Source organism: Arthrobacter sp. cf158 (genome assembly GCF_900106835.1).
Classification (GTDB): domain Bacteria; phylum Actinomycetota; class Actinomycetes; order Actinomycetales; family Micrococcaceae; genus Arthrobacter.
Map to the genome: position 1 here is coordinate 120,201 of NZ_FNNR01000011.1, position 16,540 is coordinate 136,740.

14 protein-coding genes are annotated in these 16,540 nt (G+C 63.8%); 8 read left to right on the top strand and 6 right to left on the bottom strand.

What is annotated here, in order from left to right; all coding sequences use genetic code 11:
- Positions 1-55: 55 nt before the first annotated feature.
- The 5 genes from BLW08_RS20180 (at position 56) to BLW08_RS20200 (ending at position 9,054) form a co-directional block, all read left to right on the top strand.
- Complete coding sequence (locus BLW08_RS20180) at positions 56-2,053, top strand: Hsp70 family protein (protein WP_091327584.1); 1,998 nt, start codon at positions 56-58, stop codon at positions 2,051-2,053.
- 3 nt (positions 2,054-2,056) lie between these two features.
- On the top strand, positions 2,057-4,144 hold the full coding sequence (locus tag BLW08_RS20185; RefSeq protein ID WP_091327586.1) for a LuxR C-terminal-related transcriptional regulator: 2,088 nt from the start codon (positions 2,057-2,059) through the stop codon (positions 4,142-4,144).
- Between the two features lie 174 nt (positions 4,145-4,318).
- Complete coding sequence (locus tag BLW08_RS20190) at positions 4,319-5,587, top strand: IniB N-terminal domain-containing protein (RefSeq protein WP_091327588.1); 1,269 nt, start codon at positions 4,319-4,321, stop codon at positions 5,585-5,587.
- A gap of 105 nt (positions 5,588-5,692) precedes the next feature.
- On the top strand, positions 5,693-7,582 hold the full coding sequence (locus BLW08_RS20195; RefSeq protein ID WP_091327591.1) for a dynamin family protein: 1,890 nt from the start codon (positions 5,693-5,695) through the stop codon (positions 7,580-7,582).
- Positions 7,579-9,054, top strand: coding sequence for a dynamin family protein (locus tag BLW08_RS20200; protein ID WP_091327594.1), 1,476 nt, complete (start codon positions 7,579-7,581; stop codon positions 9,052-9,054). Before BLW08_RS20195 ends, BLW08_RS20200 begins: the two co-directional genes overlap by 4 nt.
- Here BLW08_RS20200 and BLW08_RS20205 read toward each other — a convergent pair.
- Together BLW08_RS20205 and BLW08_RS20210 are read right to left on the bottom strand one after the other, a co-directional pair.
- On the bottom strand, positions 9,035-9,628 hold the full coding sequence (locus BLW08_RS20205; protein WP_090816862.1) for a hypothetical protein: 594 nt from the start codon (positions 9,626-9,628) through the stop codon (positions 9,035-9,037). The genes BLW08_RS20200 and BLW08_RS20205 overlap by 20 nt on opposite strands.
- Before the next feature lie 6 nt (positions 9,629-9,634).
- Complete coding sequence (locus BLW08_RS20210) at positions 9,635-10,075, bottom strand: PLD nuclease N-terminal domain-containing protein (protein ID WP_090816866.1); 441 nt, start codon at positions 10,073-10,075, stop codon at positions 9,635-9,637.
- Positions 10,076-10,159: 84 nt separating this feature from the next.
- Here BLW08_RS20210 and BLW08_RS20215 point away from each other — a divergent pair, with 84 nt between their 5' ends.
- The gene (locus tag BLW08_RS20215; RefSeq protein ID WP_090816869.1) at positions 10,160-10,471 is read left to right on the top strand and encodes a DUF4229 domain-containing protein; all 312 of its coding nucleotides are present in this window, start codon (positions 10,160-10,162) and stop codon (positions 10,469-10,471) included.
- Between the two features lie 77 nt (positions 10,472-10,548).
- On the opposite strand, the gene BLW08_RS20220 is transcribed toward BLW08_RS20215, so the two are convergent.
- The 4 genes from BLW08_RS20220 to BLW08_RS20235 all read right to left on the bottom strand — a co-directional run bounded on the left by BLW08_RS20220 (position 10,549) and on the right by BLW08_RS20235 (position 14,050).
- A complete protein-coding gene (locus BLW08_RS20220) occupies positions 10,549-11,430 on the bottom strand; it encodes a 1,4-dihydroxy-2-naphthoate polyprenyltransferase (RefSeq protein WP_090816872.1) in 882 nt (293 codons plus the stop codon).
- Between the two features lie 61 nt (positions 11,431-11,491).
- Positions 11,492-12,631, bottom strand: coding sequence for an AMP-binding protein (locus BLW08_RS20225; protein ID WP_090816875.1), 1,140 nt, complete (start codon positions 12,629-12,631; stop codon positions 11,492-11,494).
- A 9-nt stretch (positions 12,632-12,640) separates the two neighbouring features.
- Positions 12,641-13,591 carry a 1,4-dihydroxy-2-naphthoyl-CoA synthase gene (locus tag BLW08_RS20230; RefSeq protein ID WP_091327597.1) on the bottom strand — a complete coding sequence of 317 codons (951 nt, stop codon included), beginning with the start codon at positions 13,589-13,591 and terminating at the stop codon, positions 12,641-12,643.
- Positions 13,592-13,612: 21 nt separating this feature from the next.
- Positions 13,613-14,050, bottom strand: a complete 438-nt coding sequence (locus BLW08_RS20235; RefSeq protein ID WP_091327599.1) for a VOC family protein — start codon at positions 14,048-14,050, stop codon at positions 13,613-13,615.
- 266 nt (positions 14,051-14,316) lie between these two features.
- Between BLW08_RS20235 and BLW08_RS20240 the strand changes: the two genes are divergently transcribed.
- A complete protein-coding gene (locus tag BLW08_RS20240) occupies positions 14,317-15,591 on the top strand; it encodes an ABC transporter substrate-binding protein (RefSeq protein ID WP_091327602.1) in 1,275 nt (424 codons plus the stop codon).
- A gap of 3 nt (positions 15,592-15,594) precedes the next feature.
- Positions 15,595-16,539 (top strand): carbohydrate ABC transporter permease, encoded by a 945-nt coding sequence (locus BLW08_RS20245; protein ID WP_254779986.1) that lies wholly within the window; start codon positions 15,595-15,597, stop codon positions 16,537-16,539.
- The last annotated feature ends 1 nt before the right edge of the window (position 16,540 follow it).

The window sequence follows — 16,540 nt, forward strand, 5'->3', positions numbered from 1 at the left end:
AACCCGCTTGTGATGCAGCCCGCCAGCGACGCGTCGTGTTCTTTTCGAGGTAACCATGAGCTATGTTCTCGCCATTGACGTCGGGACAAGTTTTACCGCAGCAGCCCTGGTTAAGCCTGACCAGAGTCCAACCCCCACACCCGAAATCCTCCCGCTGGGACTGCACGGCAGTGCCGTGCCCTCCGTGCTTTTCTACGCAGATGATGGCCGGATCCTTGTAGGGGAGGCAGCCGAGCGACGCGGTTTGGACAACCCCCAGCGGATGGTCCGCGAATTCAAGCGCCGCATCGGTGACTCCGTCCCGCTGGCCGTGGGGGAGGAATGGCTGGCGGCGGAGGACATCTACGCCACCATGGCCCGGTGGGTGGTGGACAGGGCCGAGGAACGCGAGGGAAGTTCGCCGTCGTCCATCATCATGACGCACCCCGCCGCCTGGGGGCAGCATCGAACCTCTTTGACCCTCGCCGCGCTGAACGTGGCCGGTCTACGGGATGTCACCCTGATCAGTGAACCCGAGGCGGCCGCCCTGCATTATGCCTCCCAGACACGGGTGGAGAACGGCAGCATCATCGCGGTGTACGACCTCGGCGGTGGCACGTTCGATACCGCCGTCCTCCGCAAGGCCGGTGCGGGCAACTTCGAACTGCTGGGCCGTCCTGACGGGATTGAAACCCTGGGCGGAGCCGATTTCGACGCCGCCGTGCTACGTCACGTCATGGGTCACGTCACTGCTTCCGCGGACGTGGACCCGAGCACGCCGGACACCTTGGCAGCCCTTTCGCGGTTACGGCGGGAATGCCGGGAGGCCAAGGAAGCGCTCTCCATGGACAGTGAGGCCAGCGTTGCCGTGGCGTTGCCGGGCACTCAGCAGTCCATCCGCCTGGTTCGCTCCGAGTTTGAAGCGATGATCGAAGCACCTATCCGGGACACGGTGGATGCGCTGGTGCGAAGCCTGCGGAGCATCCACGTTGACGCGCAGGATTTGAGCGCTGTCCTGCTGATTGGTGGATCCTCGCGGATTCCTCTGGTGGCGGAGATGATTTCCGTGGAACTGGGCCGGCCGATCGCCGTGGACGCCGATCCCAAGTCTTCCATCTGCCTGGGGGCGGCAGTGGCCGGGTTGCCGTCCACGGGAGCCGCCGGGGTGGATGCAGCAGAGGCCGGCGCAGCGTCGGTGACCGCAGCATCGGCTACCGCCGCGTTGGAGCGGCCGCACCTCGTGAGGAACGCGCCCACCTTGACCGGTCTGAAAGCTGCGTCCGCCAAAGCTGGCAAGCATGCTCCCAGGCCCCGCGTGCGGATGGCCGCGGCCGCGGCCGCAGCTGCAACCGCGCTGACGATCGTGACGGCGACGGCGGCTCAAAGTCCCGATGGGGCTGGCCTGCTGGCAACGATGTTCGGCAATCAGGCCGCCGACGTCATGCGTGACGCCGGTGCGCAAGGCGCGGGGGCCCAAGCCGCCGCGTCGCAGGCCAACGGTGCTGATGCCGCGGCTACCGGAAATGCCTCGGCGGGACTCGAAGCGGGTGCAGGCACCGGGGTCACCAGGGCCGGGAAGAGCCCGGCCCGGCCAGGAACTGCCACCGCAGGAAAGGGCAGTACAGGCACGGGATCGGGGACAGCGGCGGGCGCGGTGGCGGGACCGGTCACCACTCCGGGTGCTGCCACCGGCAGTGCCACTACCCCCGCGGTGCCTGGGACGGCCACCACTCCCGGCACCCCCGCCACAACGCCCACCACGCCGGCTCCGATTCCGACCGGCGGCGCGGCCAGCGGGCCTACCCCTCCGCCCGTGACCCCTCCGCCCACCACACCGCCAGTGACCGAACCAACAACGCCTCCCACCACCCCGGCGGATCCGGTCACACCGCCGCCATCGCCCGAACCGACTGTTCCGCAGCCCGAGCCCACGGTCACTCAGGACCCCGTGCCACCGTCACCGGATCCAACGCTCTCCCAGGCACCCACACCACCACCCGTCACGCTGGATCCCACGCCCCTGCCAACGGAATCCAGTCCTGCTCCGGATCCAGCGCTGCTCCTGGCGGTGTAGTCCATGACGGGACACGACCATAAGCCCGGGCACCACCCGCCCGGTGCGGACGATCACCCGCTCGATGAAGCTCCCGCCGCTATGGAGCCGGGACTACCCGTAGTCCCGGAACTACCCATAGCCCCGGAACCGGCAGCGGATTCCTTGGCCGTCCGCGAACTGCTGCTGGCCCTCTCCGTAGGTTTCACCCTTCCTGGGCCGCTGCCTGACGGCGTCGAAGGCCATGACGGGCTGGATCAGGTCATCGCGGCCGCCAAGGACGCCGGCTTGCTGCACTCCGATGGCTCGGTGGTGGGGACAGCCCAGTACGCCTTGCTGCAAGGCACCCCCACAGGCCGCCTTCGCGCACTGCAGAGGGAGTTGGTGGACAAAGTCCTGGCGGACGGCCGGGCTCTGGGCGACCTGGCCCGGGACCTCGCCAAGAGCGGGCTGCAGGATTCCCGGGTTGCTGCGGAGCTGGAGCGTTCAGCAGAGAAAGCGGTGGACACGGATCCGCAGCTTGCCATGGACCTGTTCGCTGAAGCGCTCCTTGCGGGCGGCCAGGAACTCACGTACGCGGCCCGGCGGGCCCAGGCAGCAGCGGCAACAGGAGACCTTGACGCCGCGGGCAGGATCGTGGACAGGCTCCTGGCGTTGCCTGAGCCACCTGACCTTCGCTTGGGTGTGGACGTGGCGGCTGCAGTGTGGGCCCAACGCGGGATGCTCTCCCGCAGCGCGGATACCTACACATGGCTGGGTGCGGACAGAATGGCGGGCTCGGCCCCACTGGCGGCTGTGGCGCTGATCGGTTCCGGCAACGCTGCGGAGGCGGAGCAACTCCTTACCGTCAGCCGGCCTGCCGGTTCGCCCACCCTCCTGGCTGTGGCGTTGTCGCTCACCCAGGAAGGACTTCGCCGAACCCTGGGTCCGGACCCACAACTGGCTCTGCCGGAGCTCATCAGGGCGTCGGACATGATGAACGCTGCAGGGGGCGCACTTCCCTTGGCTGAGACTCCCGGCGCGTTGGCTGCCTTATGCGCGCTCCACAGTGGGGAGCCCGTCGTGGCTTCCCACGTGCTTCATGCCGCGTTGACTGCGGGACAGGGCGGAGATGTTGCCCGGCCCAGGCTGTTCCTGCTCCAGGCGTGGTCCATGATGCAACAGGACAACGCTGATGAGGCGCGATTGGCCATCAATGAGGCCGTCAAGGCCAACCACTGGTCGCTGGCACCACGGGATGAGTTCTTGTTGGCGGCATTGGAGGTGGGCCTGGCCAGGCGCGGAAGCGAAGTACACCAGCTGGTGCTGGCATGGGAACGGGCCCGGGAAGCCATGATGCACGTGTCAGTGGACCTCTACAGCCTCCTGCCGTGGGGTGAACTGATGATCGCTGCGGCCCGGCTTAGGGAAACACGACGTGTGTCGCACTACGTGGGCGGTGCGTGGGATCTGTTGGCCGGATTGGGGAATCCGCCTCTGTGGTCCGTACCCCTGCACTGGGCTGCTGTTCAGGCCGCCTTGCTGAGCGAAAGCCCGGCAGAGCTGGCCCCGCATGCCGCTGCGCTGGTGCGGGCTTCCGGACACAGTCATCTGGCATCGGTTCTCGCCGCGGGTGGCAAGGCATGGGTGTCGGTTCTGGCCAGCCGCTTTGAAGCGTCCGACGTCGAAGCAGTGGCCCGTGGGTTGGCCGCCGTCGGCATGCCGTGGGAGGGCGCGCGCTTGGCGGGCCACGCCGCAGCGCACGCGGAGGAACGTCGCGACATGGTGAGGCTGCTGGCGTGCGCCAGGGACATCCATCCGCAAGGCTCCCCGCCAGGCGGAGTGCCCGGGCGGGGCGATGACGGGCGCGGGGAAGCACGCTCCCAGGGTCTCTCAGATAACGCCATCGCGGTGACCACGGACCCAACCGGGCTGAGCGCCAGGGAACGGGAAGTGGGAAGGCTGCTCCTGGAGGGCAAAACCTACCGCGAGATCGGAGAAGCCATCTACATTTCGCCCCGGACGGCGGAGCACCATGTGGCCCGGATGCGCAGGCGCCTGGGCGCCGAAAGCCGCTCCGAGCTGATGGTCCGCCTCCGCGTCGCCTTGGGGGAGGGGTACCCTCCTCCCTGAGGTGAAGCACCCCCCACCCCCTAACGAAAAACCCCGTGATCCCCTAACGATGGGCCCCCGGCAGGGGGACTACCCCCGATGCCCCGTCCCACTCCCCGGCCCTACGTTGAAGGGGAGCCCGGCAAAGGCGCCGGGCCAATTACCACCCACCACAGAGTTTGAGGGAGCACTGAAATGCCAACACTCGCACAACAGCTCGTGCAGTTCCTGATGAGCCTGTTCAACGATCCTGATGCCGCCGAAGAATTCGTACGCGATCCCGAAGCGGCCCTCGCCGCAGCCGGCCTCCGGGACGTTTCCTCGGCAGACGTCGACGCTGTTCGTCCGGTGGTCCTGGACTACGCGCCCATCAACGCACGTTCGTCATTCGACCGCGAATACAACACCGGCGGAAACCACGCCTCAACGGGTGGCGGCGGCGCCACCGGCGGCCACCCGGCTCCCTCCCACGGTGGGGGCAACGGCAACACCGGCGGCTGGGATGACGACGACGATCACGGCCACGGGGGAGGCGGCGGTGGCGGTGGCGGCTGGGATGATGACGACGATCACGGCCACGGCGGTGGCGGTGGCGGTGACTGGGATGACGACGACGATCACGGCCACGGCGGTGGCGGTGGCGGTGGTGGCGACTGGGATGACCATGCACACGCCGTTCAGCAGTTGGTCCATGTGGTGAACAACTACTCCTACACCACCAACATCGACGACCGCGACACGATCACCGACCAATCCGTCAACCAGAACATCTGGGCCGATGGCGACGTCACCCAGCTCTTCAACCAGGACGCAGTGGTTGCTTCCGGCGATGGTGCCATTGCAGCCGGCGACGATGTGAAGGACTCCGGCAACACCACCACCACCAATGATCACTCGACGGATAACTCGGTGAACATCAGCGAGTCCGGTGACGGCGACGTTGAGGTGGGCAACACGGACATCGAGGTCAAGGATTCGTTCAACGACAATTCCGATCACTCCGTCACCAAGGACTCCTACAACACCGACGACTCCTACAACACGGATGTTGACGTTGACGTGGACATCGAGGACTCCTTCAACGAGGACAACTCCACGCACACGGACAACTCGGACAACTCGGTCAATATCTCCGATTCGTTCAACGACAACTCTGTGGATAACTCGGACAATTCGGATAACTCCGTGACGGACAACTCCGATAACTCGGACAACTCCGTGAACATTGCTGACTCGTTCAATGACAACTCCACCGATGTTGAGGTGGGCGATGTGGATGTTGAACTCACCAATATCCAGGACAGCATCGTGGTGGCCGACAACGAGCTGGATGTGGATTACACCAACATCGAGGACAACGAACTCGAATTCAACGACATCGACGACTCGATCGTGGTTGCCGACAACGACGTGGATGTGGACCTCGACGGCGGCCCGGCAGGCCCGCCGCCACCACCGATGTAGCCAATACCAAACACATGGTCCCCAGCAGTGCCCGGCAGGTGTTCAACAACCTGCCGGGCACTTCGTGGACTTCCAACCCGAGGGGCAGAGAGCAAAGGACAGTCCGTGGCTGAAACAGCACGCATGACCACCCTGGTAGAGCAGGCAATCGCCTTGGTGGGGGATCGCAATGACCTGAGACGGCGGCTGGAAAATACCCTCAACCGCCTGGGCGATCCCAGTGTCCGGGTCATTGTGGTGGGGGAGTTCAAACAAGGCAAAAGCCAACTCATCAACGCCTTGGTGAACGCCCCCGTCTGCCCTGTTGATGACGACATCGCCACCACAGTGCCCACGGTGGTACGGCAGGGGGATCCGGCGTCGGCCGTTGTCCTGGTTCCCACCCACGAAGGAAGCCGTGCCGATGCCAGCCCGGAAGGCGAGGCGGCCGGGCCCGACAGCGGCCTGGAACGGCAGGCAGTGAGCCTCAATGACCTGGCGGACTACGTCTCGGAGAAAGGCAATCCCGGAAATGCGAAGAACATCGTGGCGGCCGAGGTCTCACTGCCGCGGAAGCTGCTGGCAGGTGGGTTGACCATTGTGGATTCACCAGGTGTTGGCGGCCTGGGATCCACTCACACACTGACCACCCTGACAGCGCTGCCTTCAGCGCATGCCATGGTGTTTGTCTCCGATGCCTCCCAGGAATACACCGAACCGGAAATGCGGTTTCTTGGCCAGGCAATGCGCGTCAGCCCCAACGTCGCCTGCGTGCTGTCCAAGACGGATCTCTATCCAACGTGGCGGCAGATCGCGGATTTGGACAAAGGGCATTTGTCAGGCGTGGCACCGGACATTCCCCTGTTCCCGGTCTCCTCCGAGCTGCGACTTCAGGCAGCACGGCTCCAGGACACTGAGTTGAACGAAGAATCCGGGTTTCCCGCGCTCATCGCCCACCTGCGGAACCACATCGTGGGAGGTGCCGCCCGAATCCAACGGCGCTCTGTAGGGCACGACGTCCTGTCCGTGACGGAGCACCTGGGATTGGCCCTTCATTCCGAGCTGGGGGCTTTGGAGAATCCCGAGGGAACGCCCCGGATGATCGCCGGCTTGAAGGCGGCGAAGGAAGACGCTGACGCGTTGCGCAAACGTTTCGCGCGGTGGCAGATCACCCTCAATGATGGCATTGGCGATCTCATTGCGGATATGGAATACGACCTCAAGGACAGGCTCCGGAGGATTCAGCGCGAGGCCGAAACAGCAATAGACCACGGCGATCCTGGGCCGGCCTGGGACCAATTCACCCAATGGCTTGAGCAAAGCACGGCCGCAGCCGTTTCTGAGACGTTCGTGTGGACCAGTGAACGCGCCCAATGGCTGGCCGGGCAAGTTGCGGAGCATTTCTCCGAGGAGGAAGTTGCCCTGCCTGCGCTGAAGGTGGCTGATACCGGAGGCGTCCTTGATCCCGTTGCCGACCTCCAAGCCATGGAAGACGGCCGTTTGGGACCACTGCAAAAGGTACTTATTGGCATGCGTGGGTCCTACGGTGGGGTCCTCATGTTCGGCCTCCTGACCGGCATTTTCGGCATGGCCCTCATTAACCCGTTGTCCGTGGGCGCAGGGCTCCTCCTGGGCAGGAAGGCCTACCGTGAGGAACAGGAAGCCCGCCTGAAGCGGCGCCAGGCCGAGGCAAAGGTTCTTGTCCGCAAGCAAGTGGACGATGTGGTGTTCCAGGTGGGAAAGCAACTCAAGGACCGGTTGAGGCTGGTCCAGCGTGCCACCCGGGACCACTTCACGGAGATTGCCGAGGAACACCACCGTTCCCTCACGGAATCCGTGGCGGCCGCCCAGAAAGCTGCAGCCACCTATGCCGTGGAACGGGACCTGAGGATTAAGGAGATCAGGAACCAGCTCAAGGCCGTGGAAGCTCTGGGTAAGGCCGCGCAGCAGCTCCAGGAAGACGTGCCCACTCAACTGATCTCGCCCACAACGGCGTCGGCGGTGCCCACGGGATGATAGACACGGGCATCGCGGGAGCCGCGGAGCTCCTGCGACAGGCAAGAGAGGTCTTCCACGGTGACGTGGCGGCGCTCGCAGTGGTGGACGACCTGGACAACAGGCTGGCCGGGCCGCTCCGTGTAGCCGTGGCGGGTATGGTCAAGGCCGGGAAGTCGACGCTCCTGAACGCGATCATCGGCGAGGAGATTGCACCTACCGACGCCGGGGAGTGCACACGGATTGTCACGTGGTACCGCTACGGTCACACACCACGCATCACGCTCTACCCGTTTGTGGGCGGCCCTACGTCGCTGCCGGTGACCCGCGAGGATGGCCGTTTGGTGTTCTCATTGGGGGAATTCCAAGCAGAGAACGTGGATCGGCTGGTGGTGGACTGGCCATCTGCCGGCCTGCGCAATCTCACGCTGATTGACACCCCGGGCATAGCCTCGCTGTCGCAGGACGTCTCCGGGCGGGCCACCGCTTTCCTGCTTCCCGAGGATGCCCCGATGGCAGCGGATGCCGTTATCTACCTCATGCGGCACCTGCATGCTTCCGATGTCAGGTTCCTGGAATCCTTCAAGGACACCGCCGCAGGCCAATCCGGTTCCGTCAATGCCTTGGCCGTCCTGTCCAGGGCCGACGAGATCGGCGCCGGCAGGATCGATTCGCTCATCTCTGCGGCCGTCATCGCCGAAAGATACAGCCAGGACCAGAATCTTAGGCCTCTGGCGTTGGGCGTCGTCCCGGTGGCAGGGTTGCTGGCACAAAGCTCGCGGACCATGCGGCAGGCCGACTTCGACGCGATGAATATGTTGGCACAGATGGACAGGAACCAGCGTGAGCGGATGATGTTATCAGCGGACCGCTTTGTGCGCACTGCCGGGCCCGCCGGACTGGATCAGGCCACCAAGGAATCCCTCGTCAACAGGTTTGGCCTGTTCGGGATCAGGCTCGGTGTTGCCTTGATCCGGGGTGGAACCAGCAATCCCACCGAGCTGGCCCACGAATTCGCCCGGCGCAGCGGTCTGGGCGTACTCCTCGATACCATCAGCCGCTTGTTCCAAACGCGGGCTGACGCGCTCAAGGCGCGTGCCGCCGTCGTTGGCTTGGAGTCATTGCTGCGCGAGTCATCCAAAGAGCGCGTGGAACCGCTGAAAGGTGCTTTGGAACGGCTCCAAAGCAGTGCCCACGAGTTCCGGGAGTTGAAGCTCCTTGCAGCGCTGAGGACGGGCGGCGTAGGACTGGCTGGCGAGCAAGAGGCAGAAGCCGAACGCCTGGTGGGCGGACGTGGCAGTACACCGGCGCTGCGGCTCGGGCTGGATCCCGAGGCCGGCCCGGACCAGATCAGCCAGGCCGCCCGGAGCTGTTTGAACCGGTGGCGGCTGATCGCGGAAAATCCCCTGACAGAACCGGCGGCACTGGACGCCTGCCGCATTGTCCTGCGCAGCTGCGAAGGGATGCTGGCCGCTATACCCGCCGTTCGCTGAGTAACCAGGTGGTGGTGGATGGCAGGAACAACAGGATCAGCCCAGCCGCGGCCAGGATGAATTGGGCAGCCAACAGCACAATGGCCATGGCGCCGTCCGCCCCCGGGGCCACCACAAAGTCTGCGGTAATGACGGTCACCACCGCGTGGAGGAGGACCACGGGTGCCAGCGCCCATCGCGCCCAGGTGCGTCGTTTGAAAAGTACTGCCAGCAGGACAGCTTCCATGACCACCACCAGCGCAAGCATCGTGAGGCTTCCGAGGAATACGACGGCGGTGGCGCCGTCCACTGCCTGGGCGTCGCCATCGGGGACCATGCCCCCGATCACGCCTTTCAGGCGTTCAAAGTGGGAGTCGCGGCCCAGGAATCCGGTCACCACGACGGCGATCCCTGCCACGAAGCTCGCCACCCACAAGGAGCGCGAGAGCCTTGCGGGACCGGGTGGCTTCACAACGGCGGTGATGGGCGGCGGGACGGACAGGGAGATTCCCGGCCGGGGTGGTGGTGCTGATGGCCCGTTGGCTGATGGTGTGGGGGAGGGCGATCGCCGTGAACCATCAGCTTGCTGGGCCATGAGTGCCTACTTCAGTTCGTCGGTGTCATGGGGGTCCGGCTCGCTGCGTTTGGCATCGCCGGCTTGGAAACCTTTGTTCTTGGCATCGCCGGTGCCCTCTGACGGCTTGCCACCGAGCTCGCGCTCCTTGGCTTCGAGGTCAGCCTTGAGCTTCTTCAGCCGCTCGTCTTCGGCCTGGTTGCGGCGGCGGGTTTCCAGATTGCGGAGGAACTCGGGGTCGTCGTCCGGCGCCGTGGGATGGCGGCGGACAGGCTGTGCCGAGGGTTTGCCGTAGGGCCTGCCGAAAATGAACCAGAGGATTGCTCCCAGCAGCGGAAGCACGATCATGACGATGATCCAGGCGGGTTTGGAAATGCCGCGTGTTTGGTGGCTGTCCGTGCGGATAACATCCACCAGGGCATAGACGAAGACAACAAGGACGACGACGACGCCTACAACGCGGAGCATGCACCAAGTCTAGTCGCCGGAAGCCCTTGACTGGACGCTGGATCCTTGCCGTGATCAGAGTGCAACCATCACGGCTAAACTTGGATGGTGGCTTTCCTGAAGTATTCCCTCATCCGTCTGGCGCTTTTTGTGCCGTTGTTCATCGTGTTCGCTCTTTTGCAGGTGGGTCTGCTGCCGGCGGCTGTGTTCGCTGGGCTCATGGCTTTCGCCATCAGCTACCTGTTCTTCCAGAAACAGCGCGATGCCGCCACGGCCAGCATGCGCGAACGTTTCTCGGGGCGTGCCAAGCCCATCCGGACCGCAGGCGAGGTGGAAGACGCCGCAGCGGAGGACGGCCTGGTAGAGAAAAACCCGGGCATCGCCGTCAACAACGACAAACGCCCCGGCACCCTTTAAGACGTTTTTGTACAGCTAACGCCCCCAAGAAGCCTTCCTGGGGGCGTTAGCTGTACAAACACGCGGACGAAAAGAACCTAGAAGCCCTGGCTCAGGACCAGGCCCAGTGAGAACAACAGGCTGTATCCGAGGTTGATCAGGCCGGTCTGTTTGAGCACGGGGATGAGGCTCTTGCGCTTCTTGCCGTTGACCATGAGCCATGCCGGCATCAGGCATGCCGGGATCAGCAGCAGCACGATCAGCATCCACGGTTTGGTGGGAGCCAGGACGATCACCAGCAGGATGGCGACGGCCAGCATCAGCACGTAGCTCTCACGAGCGTGGCGGTCACCAAGCCGAACGGCCAAGGTCCGTTTGCCGGCAGCCGTATCCGTGGGGATGTCCCTGACGTTGTTGGCCATCAGGAGGGCACAGGCAATCAAGCCTGTGCCGATCGCACCGATCACGGCGGCCAGGCTCACCTGGCCGGCCTGCGTATACGTGGTGCCCAGCGTGGCCACCAGACCGAAGAACACGAACACGAAGACGTCGCCGAGGCCCATGTAGCCGTAGGGGTTCTTGCCCCCGGTGTAGCCCCAGGCTGCCAGGACACAGCCGATGCCCACCAGGATCAGCCACCAGGCCTGCGTCATGATGACCAGAATCAGGCCACACACCATTGCTGCTCCGAACAGGGCGAACGCAGCCCACTTAACTTGCTCCGGCTTCGCGGCGCCGGAACCGACCAGGCGCAGGGGACCCACCCGGTCTTCATCGGTGCCGCGGATTCCGTCGGAGTAGTCGTTGGCGTAGTTCACGCCGATTTGGAGCAGCAAGGCAACCAGTGCAGCCAGGATCGCGTTCGGCAGCCGGAAAGCCTGGAGTTCGTACGCTGCTGCCGAACCGATCAGGACGGGCGCGATCGCCGCGGGCAGTGTGCGGAGCCGGGCTCCTTGAATCCATTGTGCAGCTGTCGCCACGTGTAGTACCTCGTGTATTTCGCGGTTGATCTTAAGTCAGGTGTGCGGGGGAAGAACGTGTCTATTGTCCCTGATGCAGCTCGGAAAGCCGGTCAATCATGGCCATCCGGTCCGGTTTTCCGTTGGGGAGCATGAGCAATTCCTTGTCCGCCAGCACGGTCTTGGGTGCCAGTTTGCCGAGCGCGGCCTCGCGGCGGGACGTGAAACCTTTGATTCCGTCAGGGCTGGGGTCCTTCACTGCCACGTACGCCGCAACGGCTTGTCCCCATTCGCGCGACGGGACGCCGGCAACGAAGGCCGCGGTGACGTCGTCGAGTTCTTCGAGCTTGCTTTGGATGTACGCGGCGGAGGCTTTGACGCCGCCGGTAATGATGACGTCGTCGGCACGGCCCAGCACGGTGAGTTTGCCGTCGTCGGACAGTTCGCCGAGGTCGCCGGTGATGTACCAGCGGACGCCGTCTTCCTCGAAGAACGCTGCCTTTGAGGCGCGGGCGGCGTCCAGGTAGCCCGCCGCCACGGTATCGCCACCCAGAAGAACGCGGCCTTCCAACTCGCCTTCGCCGATGCGGACCTCGACGCCGTCAAGGGGCTCACCGTCGTAGACACACCCGCCGCAGGTCTCAGCTGAGCCGTAGGTGGTGACCACAGTGAGGCCTTCGGCGTGTGCGGTGGCCAGCAAATCCGGGGACGCCGGGGCGCCACCCAGGAGGATGGCGTTGAAGCGACGGAGCACGGCGAGGGTTTCCGGCGCGGGGGAGTCCAGGAGCCGTTGCAATTGCGTGGGCACCAGGGACGTGAAACGGATCTTGTCCGTCAATTCCTCAGCGGCAGCGGTGAAGGCCTCGGGGGTGAAGCCGTTCGCTTGGTCCATTACCCACGGACGCGTGCCGGCGTAGAGCGAGCGGACCAGGACCTGAACGCCGGCCACGTACTGCAGCGGGAGCGCCAGCAGCCACTGGCCTTCGCCGCGCAGCGCCATGGCCGTGGACACGGAGGATGCTGCGAGGGCGTCAACAGTGAGGACGGTCGCCTTGGGTGTCCCCGTGGATCCAGAGGTGCGGACCACCACGGCTGCCTCGTCCACGTGGGTCTCCACCGGAACCGCGCGCGGCACGCCGTCTTCATCCACGACGATTTCGACGGCGGGGCCCTCACCGTGGAGGGCAGCCATCAAGGCCTTCAGTATGGGATCGATGTCCACGGGTGAGTCCTAGAAGTAGTAGGGGAAGTTTGACCAGTCGGGGTCGCGCTTCTGGAGGAACGCTTCCTTGCCTTCAACGGCTTCGTCGGTCATGTAGGCCAGGCGGGTGGCTTCGCCGGCGAACACCTGCTGGCCGGCCAAGCCGTCGTCGGCCAGGTTGAAGGCGAACTTGAGCATGCGGATGGCCTGGGGGGATTGACGGGCGATGTCCGCCGCGTATTCCAAAGCGACTTCTTCCAGGCGCTCGTGATCCACGGCCTCGTTGACGGCACCCATGGTGACCATGTCTTCAGCGGAGTATTCGCGGGCCAGGAAGAAGATTTCGCGCGCGGCTTTTTGTCCGATCTGGCGGGCCAGCAGCGCAGAGCCGTATCCGGCATCGAAACTTCCCACCGTGGCGTCTGTCTGCTTGAACTTGCCGTGCTGGCGCGAAGCGATGGTGAGGTCGCTGACCACGTGCAGCGAGTGGCCGCCGCCCGCCGCCCAACCATTGACGACGGCGATGACCACCTTGGGCATGGTCCGCATGAGCCGCTGGACTTCAAGGATGTGGAGCCTGCCGGCACGGGCGGGATCGATGCTCTCCTGGGTTTCCCCCTCTGCATAGCGGTAGCCGTCCCGTCCACGGATCCGTTGGTCGCCGCCGGAGCAGAATGAGTGGCCGCCGTCCTTCTCGGACGGTCCGTTGCCCGTGAGGAGAACCGTGGCGACGTCCGGTGTCATGCGGGCGTGGTCCATGGCCCGGTAGAGCTCGTCAACGGTGCCCGGGCGGAACGCATTGCGCACCTCGGGGCGGTTGAAGGCGATACGGACCGTGGGAAGGTCCTTGACTGTGCCGTCCGCCGAGCGTTCAACCTGCCGGTGGTAGGTCATGTCCTTGAAGTCGTCGAAGCCGGATACAGTGCGCCAGCGCGAGGGGTCAAAGACGTCGGAAACCTTGGCGGGGAGATGGTTGTTCACAGTCCGAGTCTAGTAATGGCCTTAGCTGATGCAGAACTCGTTGCCCTCGGGGTCGGCCATGGTGTGCCATTCGTGCGGTCCTTGGTTGGCTGTCCAGAGGTGTTTGGCGCCGCGGGCTTCCAGTTCCTTGCGCACCACGTCCTTGTCCCTGCCGTCCAGTCTCACGTCCCAGTGAACCCGGTTCTTGACGCTCTTTTGATGCGGGTCTGTCTGGAACAGTATGCGCCGGCCCGTCTTGGGATCGGTGTCTTCGGCGGGAACGATCGCGCAGCCTTCGGCCCACACGAGCTTGCCGTTGTGAGTGATGGTCTGGTCTTCGGTGGCGAACCCTTGCTCGATCATGGAGCGGATGAATGCCTCGTCCTGTGGTTCTACGTTCCACTCGAGGGTCTGGGCCCACCAATCGGCCAGCACATGGGGCTTTTGGCAGTCGACGACTACCTGGATGTTGAGTGTCATGCCCCTAAGCTATTCCCCGCGCTGGGGGCTGGGTAGGGCTTCGCGGTCAGTTCCGGTCCTGGTTGGGACGGCTGGCCGCTGAAAGGGAGTGATTTTCTCCAACGTTGGAAAATGTGCGCACATTATCTTGACATATTGTCATGACATAGATCACAGTTGGTGCAGGAAAGGCTTTTCCTAGCAGCCAGTGCGGCCTCCGGAACCGCGCCCTGCTTCCTTAGCCAGGCCGCCATGGCCGGCAAGCCCCGTGAGAAAAGGACAGAGCATTGTCAGAGCAGACACGCATCTCCAGCATCAGCCGCCGGCAGTTCGGATTGACGGCCTTGGGCCTCTCAGCCCTTGCCGTTGGTCTTTCTGCCTGTGGGGGCGGGGGTGCCTCCACTGATGGAGGAGCCAAGACCCTCCAGTTGGTACTTTCCGGGGATACCAACCAGGGCGGAGCCTTCGCGGCCGCCGCCGCGAAATACAAGGAAGCCACAGGAATCACCATTGAGGTGGTGGATGTACCCACCGCGGACATCACCACCAAGCTGAAGAACGCAGCCACTGCCAACGACCTCCCGGCGCTGGCCCGGGTGACAGGCCTGGACCCTATCTGGGTCAACCAACTCCAGGACCTCAGCGATATCGCGAAGGCGAGGAACATCGATGAAAAGTTCCTGCAGACGGCACCGGATGGAACACTCCCGGCCATCCCGTCGGACCTCACCGCCGTAGGCCTGTTTGTGAACAAGAGCCTCTTCGACAAAGCCGGGGTGGCCTATCCCACCGCCATCGAAAACAGCTGGACCTGGGACGAATTCGTGGTAGCCGTGAACCAGGTCCGCGAGAAGGCCGGAGCCAAGTACGGAGTGGTGATGGACCGTTCCGGCCACCGCCTCCGCGCCATGATGTACCAGTTCGGCAGTGACGCCTTCGCCAAGAACGGGGATAAGTACGCGTGGGACGACCAAGCCGTGGAGACCCTTGAGTACTTTCAGAAAATCAATGACGACGCCACCATGCCCAAGTCCGTGTGGCTTAGCGGCGAGGACGGCAATGCCATGTTCAAGAGCGGGCAGGTGGCTGCCTACTACTCGGGCAGTTGGCAGGTTGCGGACTTCAACAAGAACATCAAGGACTTTGAATGGTTGTCCGTGCCGCTCCCCAGGAAGGTAGTCAACGCCACCAATCTCGGTGGCGGCTTCATGGTGGCGTTCAAGGACACTGGGGCCGATGAGGAAGCCAAAAAGTTCATCGACTGGTTCTATGACGACGCGAACTACACCGAATTCGCACAAATCGGCGGCTACTTGCCGGTCAAGGAAAGCCTCACAGTGAAGTACCCCTTCCAGCAGGCCTCCTTCGAGCTCTACCAGCAGCAGATCGCCGGAAACGAGGCCAAGGGTGACAACGCCATCAAGCGCGTCGTGGCCGAAGCCTACGCTGAGACCCCCTTCTCCGGTGATCCGTTGAGGGAGGAAACGGTGAAGATGCTGGGCGGCAGCCAGGATGCCAAGACCACGGTGGAGAACATCGTGAAGCTTTACAACGGAGCCTAGGCCATGGCCAATTCGACCCTGAGCCCGGCGCTGAAGCCGGAAATGCCTGGCTCACCTGTGGTGCGGAGCAAGTCCCGGCAGCGGCGGCGCAACCGCTATGTGATTGCTCCCCTGATCCTCATCGGCGTCAACGTGGTGCTGTTCCTGGTGTTCTTCGTCTGGCCCGGTGCCCTTGGACTGATCTATTCGTTCACGGACTACCGCGGCGTTGGCAAGCTGAACTTCATTGGCTTGGCCAACTTTCAGAAACTGTTTGCGGACAGCACGTTCTATGCGGCGCTGACCCGGACATTCCTGTACACCGTACTGTCAGTGCCCTTGGTGTACGTGTCTTCCCTCGGCATTGCCTCACTGTTGGTGAGCAAAGCCACCAGGGGGAGGACCGCAGCCAAGGTGATCATCTTCCTCCCCTGGCTGATCTCTCCAATCGTGGTGGGTGTCATCTGGAAGTGGATGTTCGGCCAGGACTTCGGCTTCGTCAATTTCGTGATCTCCACGGTGGGCGGGAGCCCTGTTCCTTGGTCCAGCAATGGCAACCTCGCACTGATGGTGGTCATTTTCGCCTCGGCCTGGGGCGGAACGGCCTTTAACATGCTGCTGTTCATTGCTGCCTTGAAGAACATACCGGAGGCTCTTCTGGAGGCGGCCGAACTGGACGGAGCCAACGCGTGGCAACGGTTCCGCCACATCATCCTGCCCGGCATCGCGCCGACGTCGTTCATGGTGATCCTGCTGTCCACCATCCACGCCATGAAGGAGTTCGCCATGATCCAGGCGCTCACCAATGGTGGTCCGGGAACCGAGAACACCTTGATCGTCCAGTACATCTACAAGACCGGCTTTGAGCAATCCAAGGTGGGCTACGCCAGTGCGGCCTCCATGGTGCTGATGGTGGTCTTGTTGGCCATCGCGCTCATCCAGCTGCGCTTCAACAAGAAGAAGGGCTGAA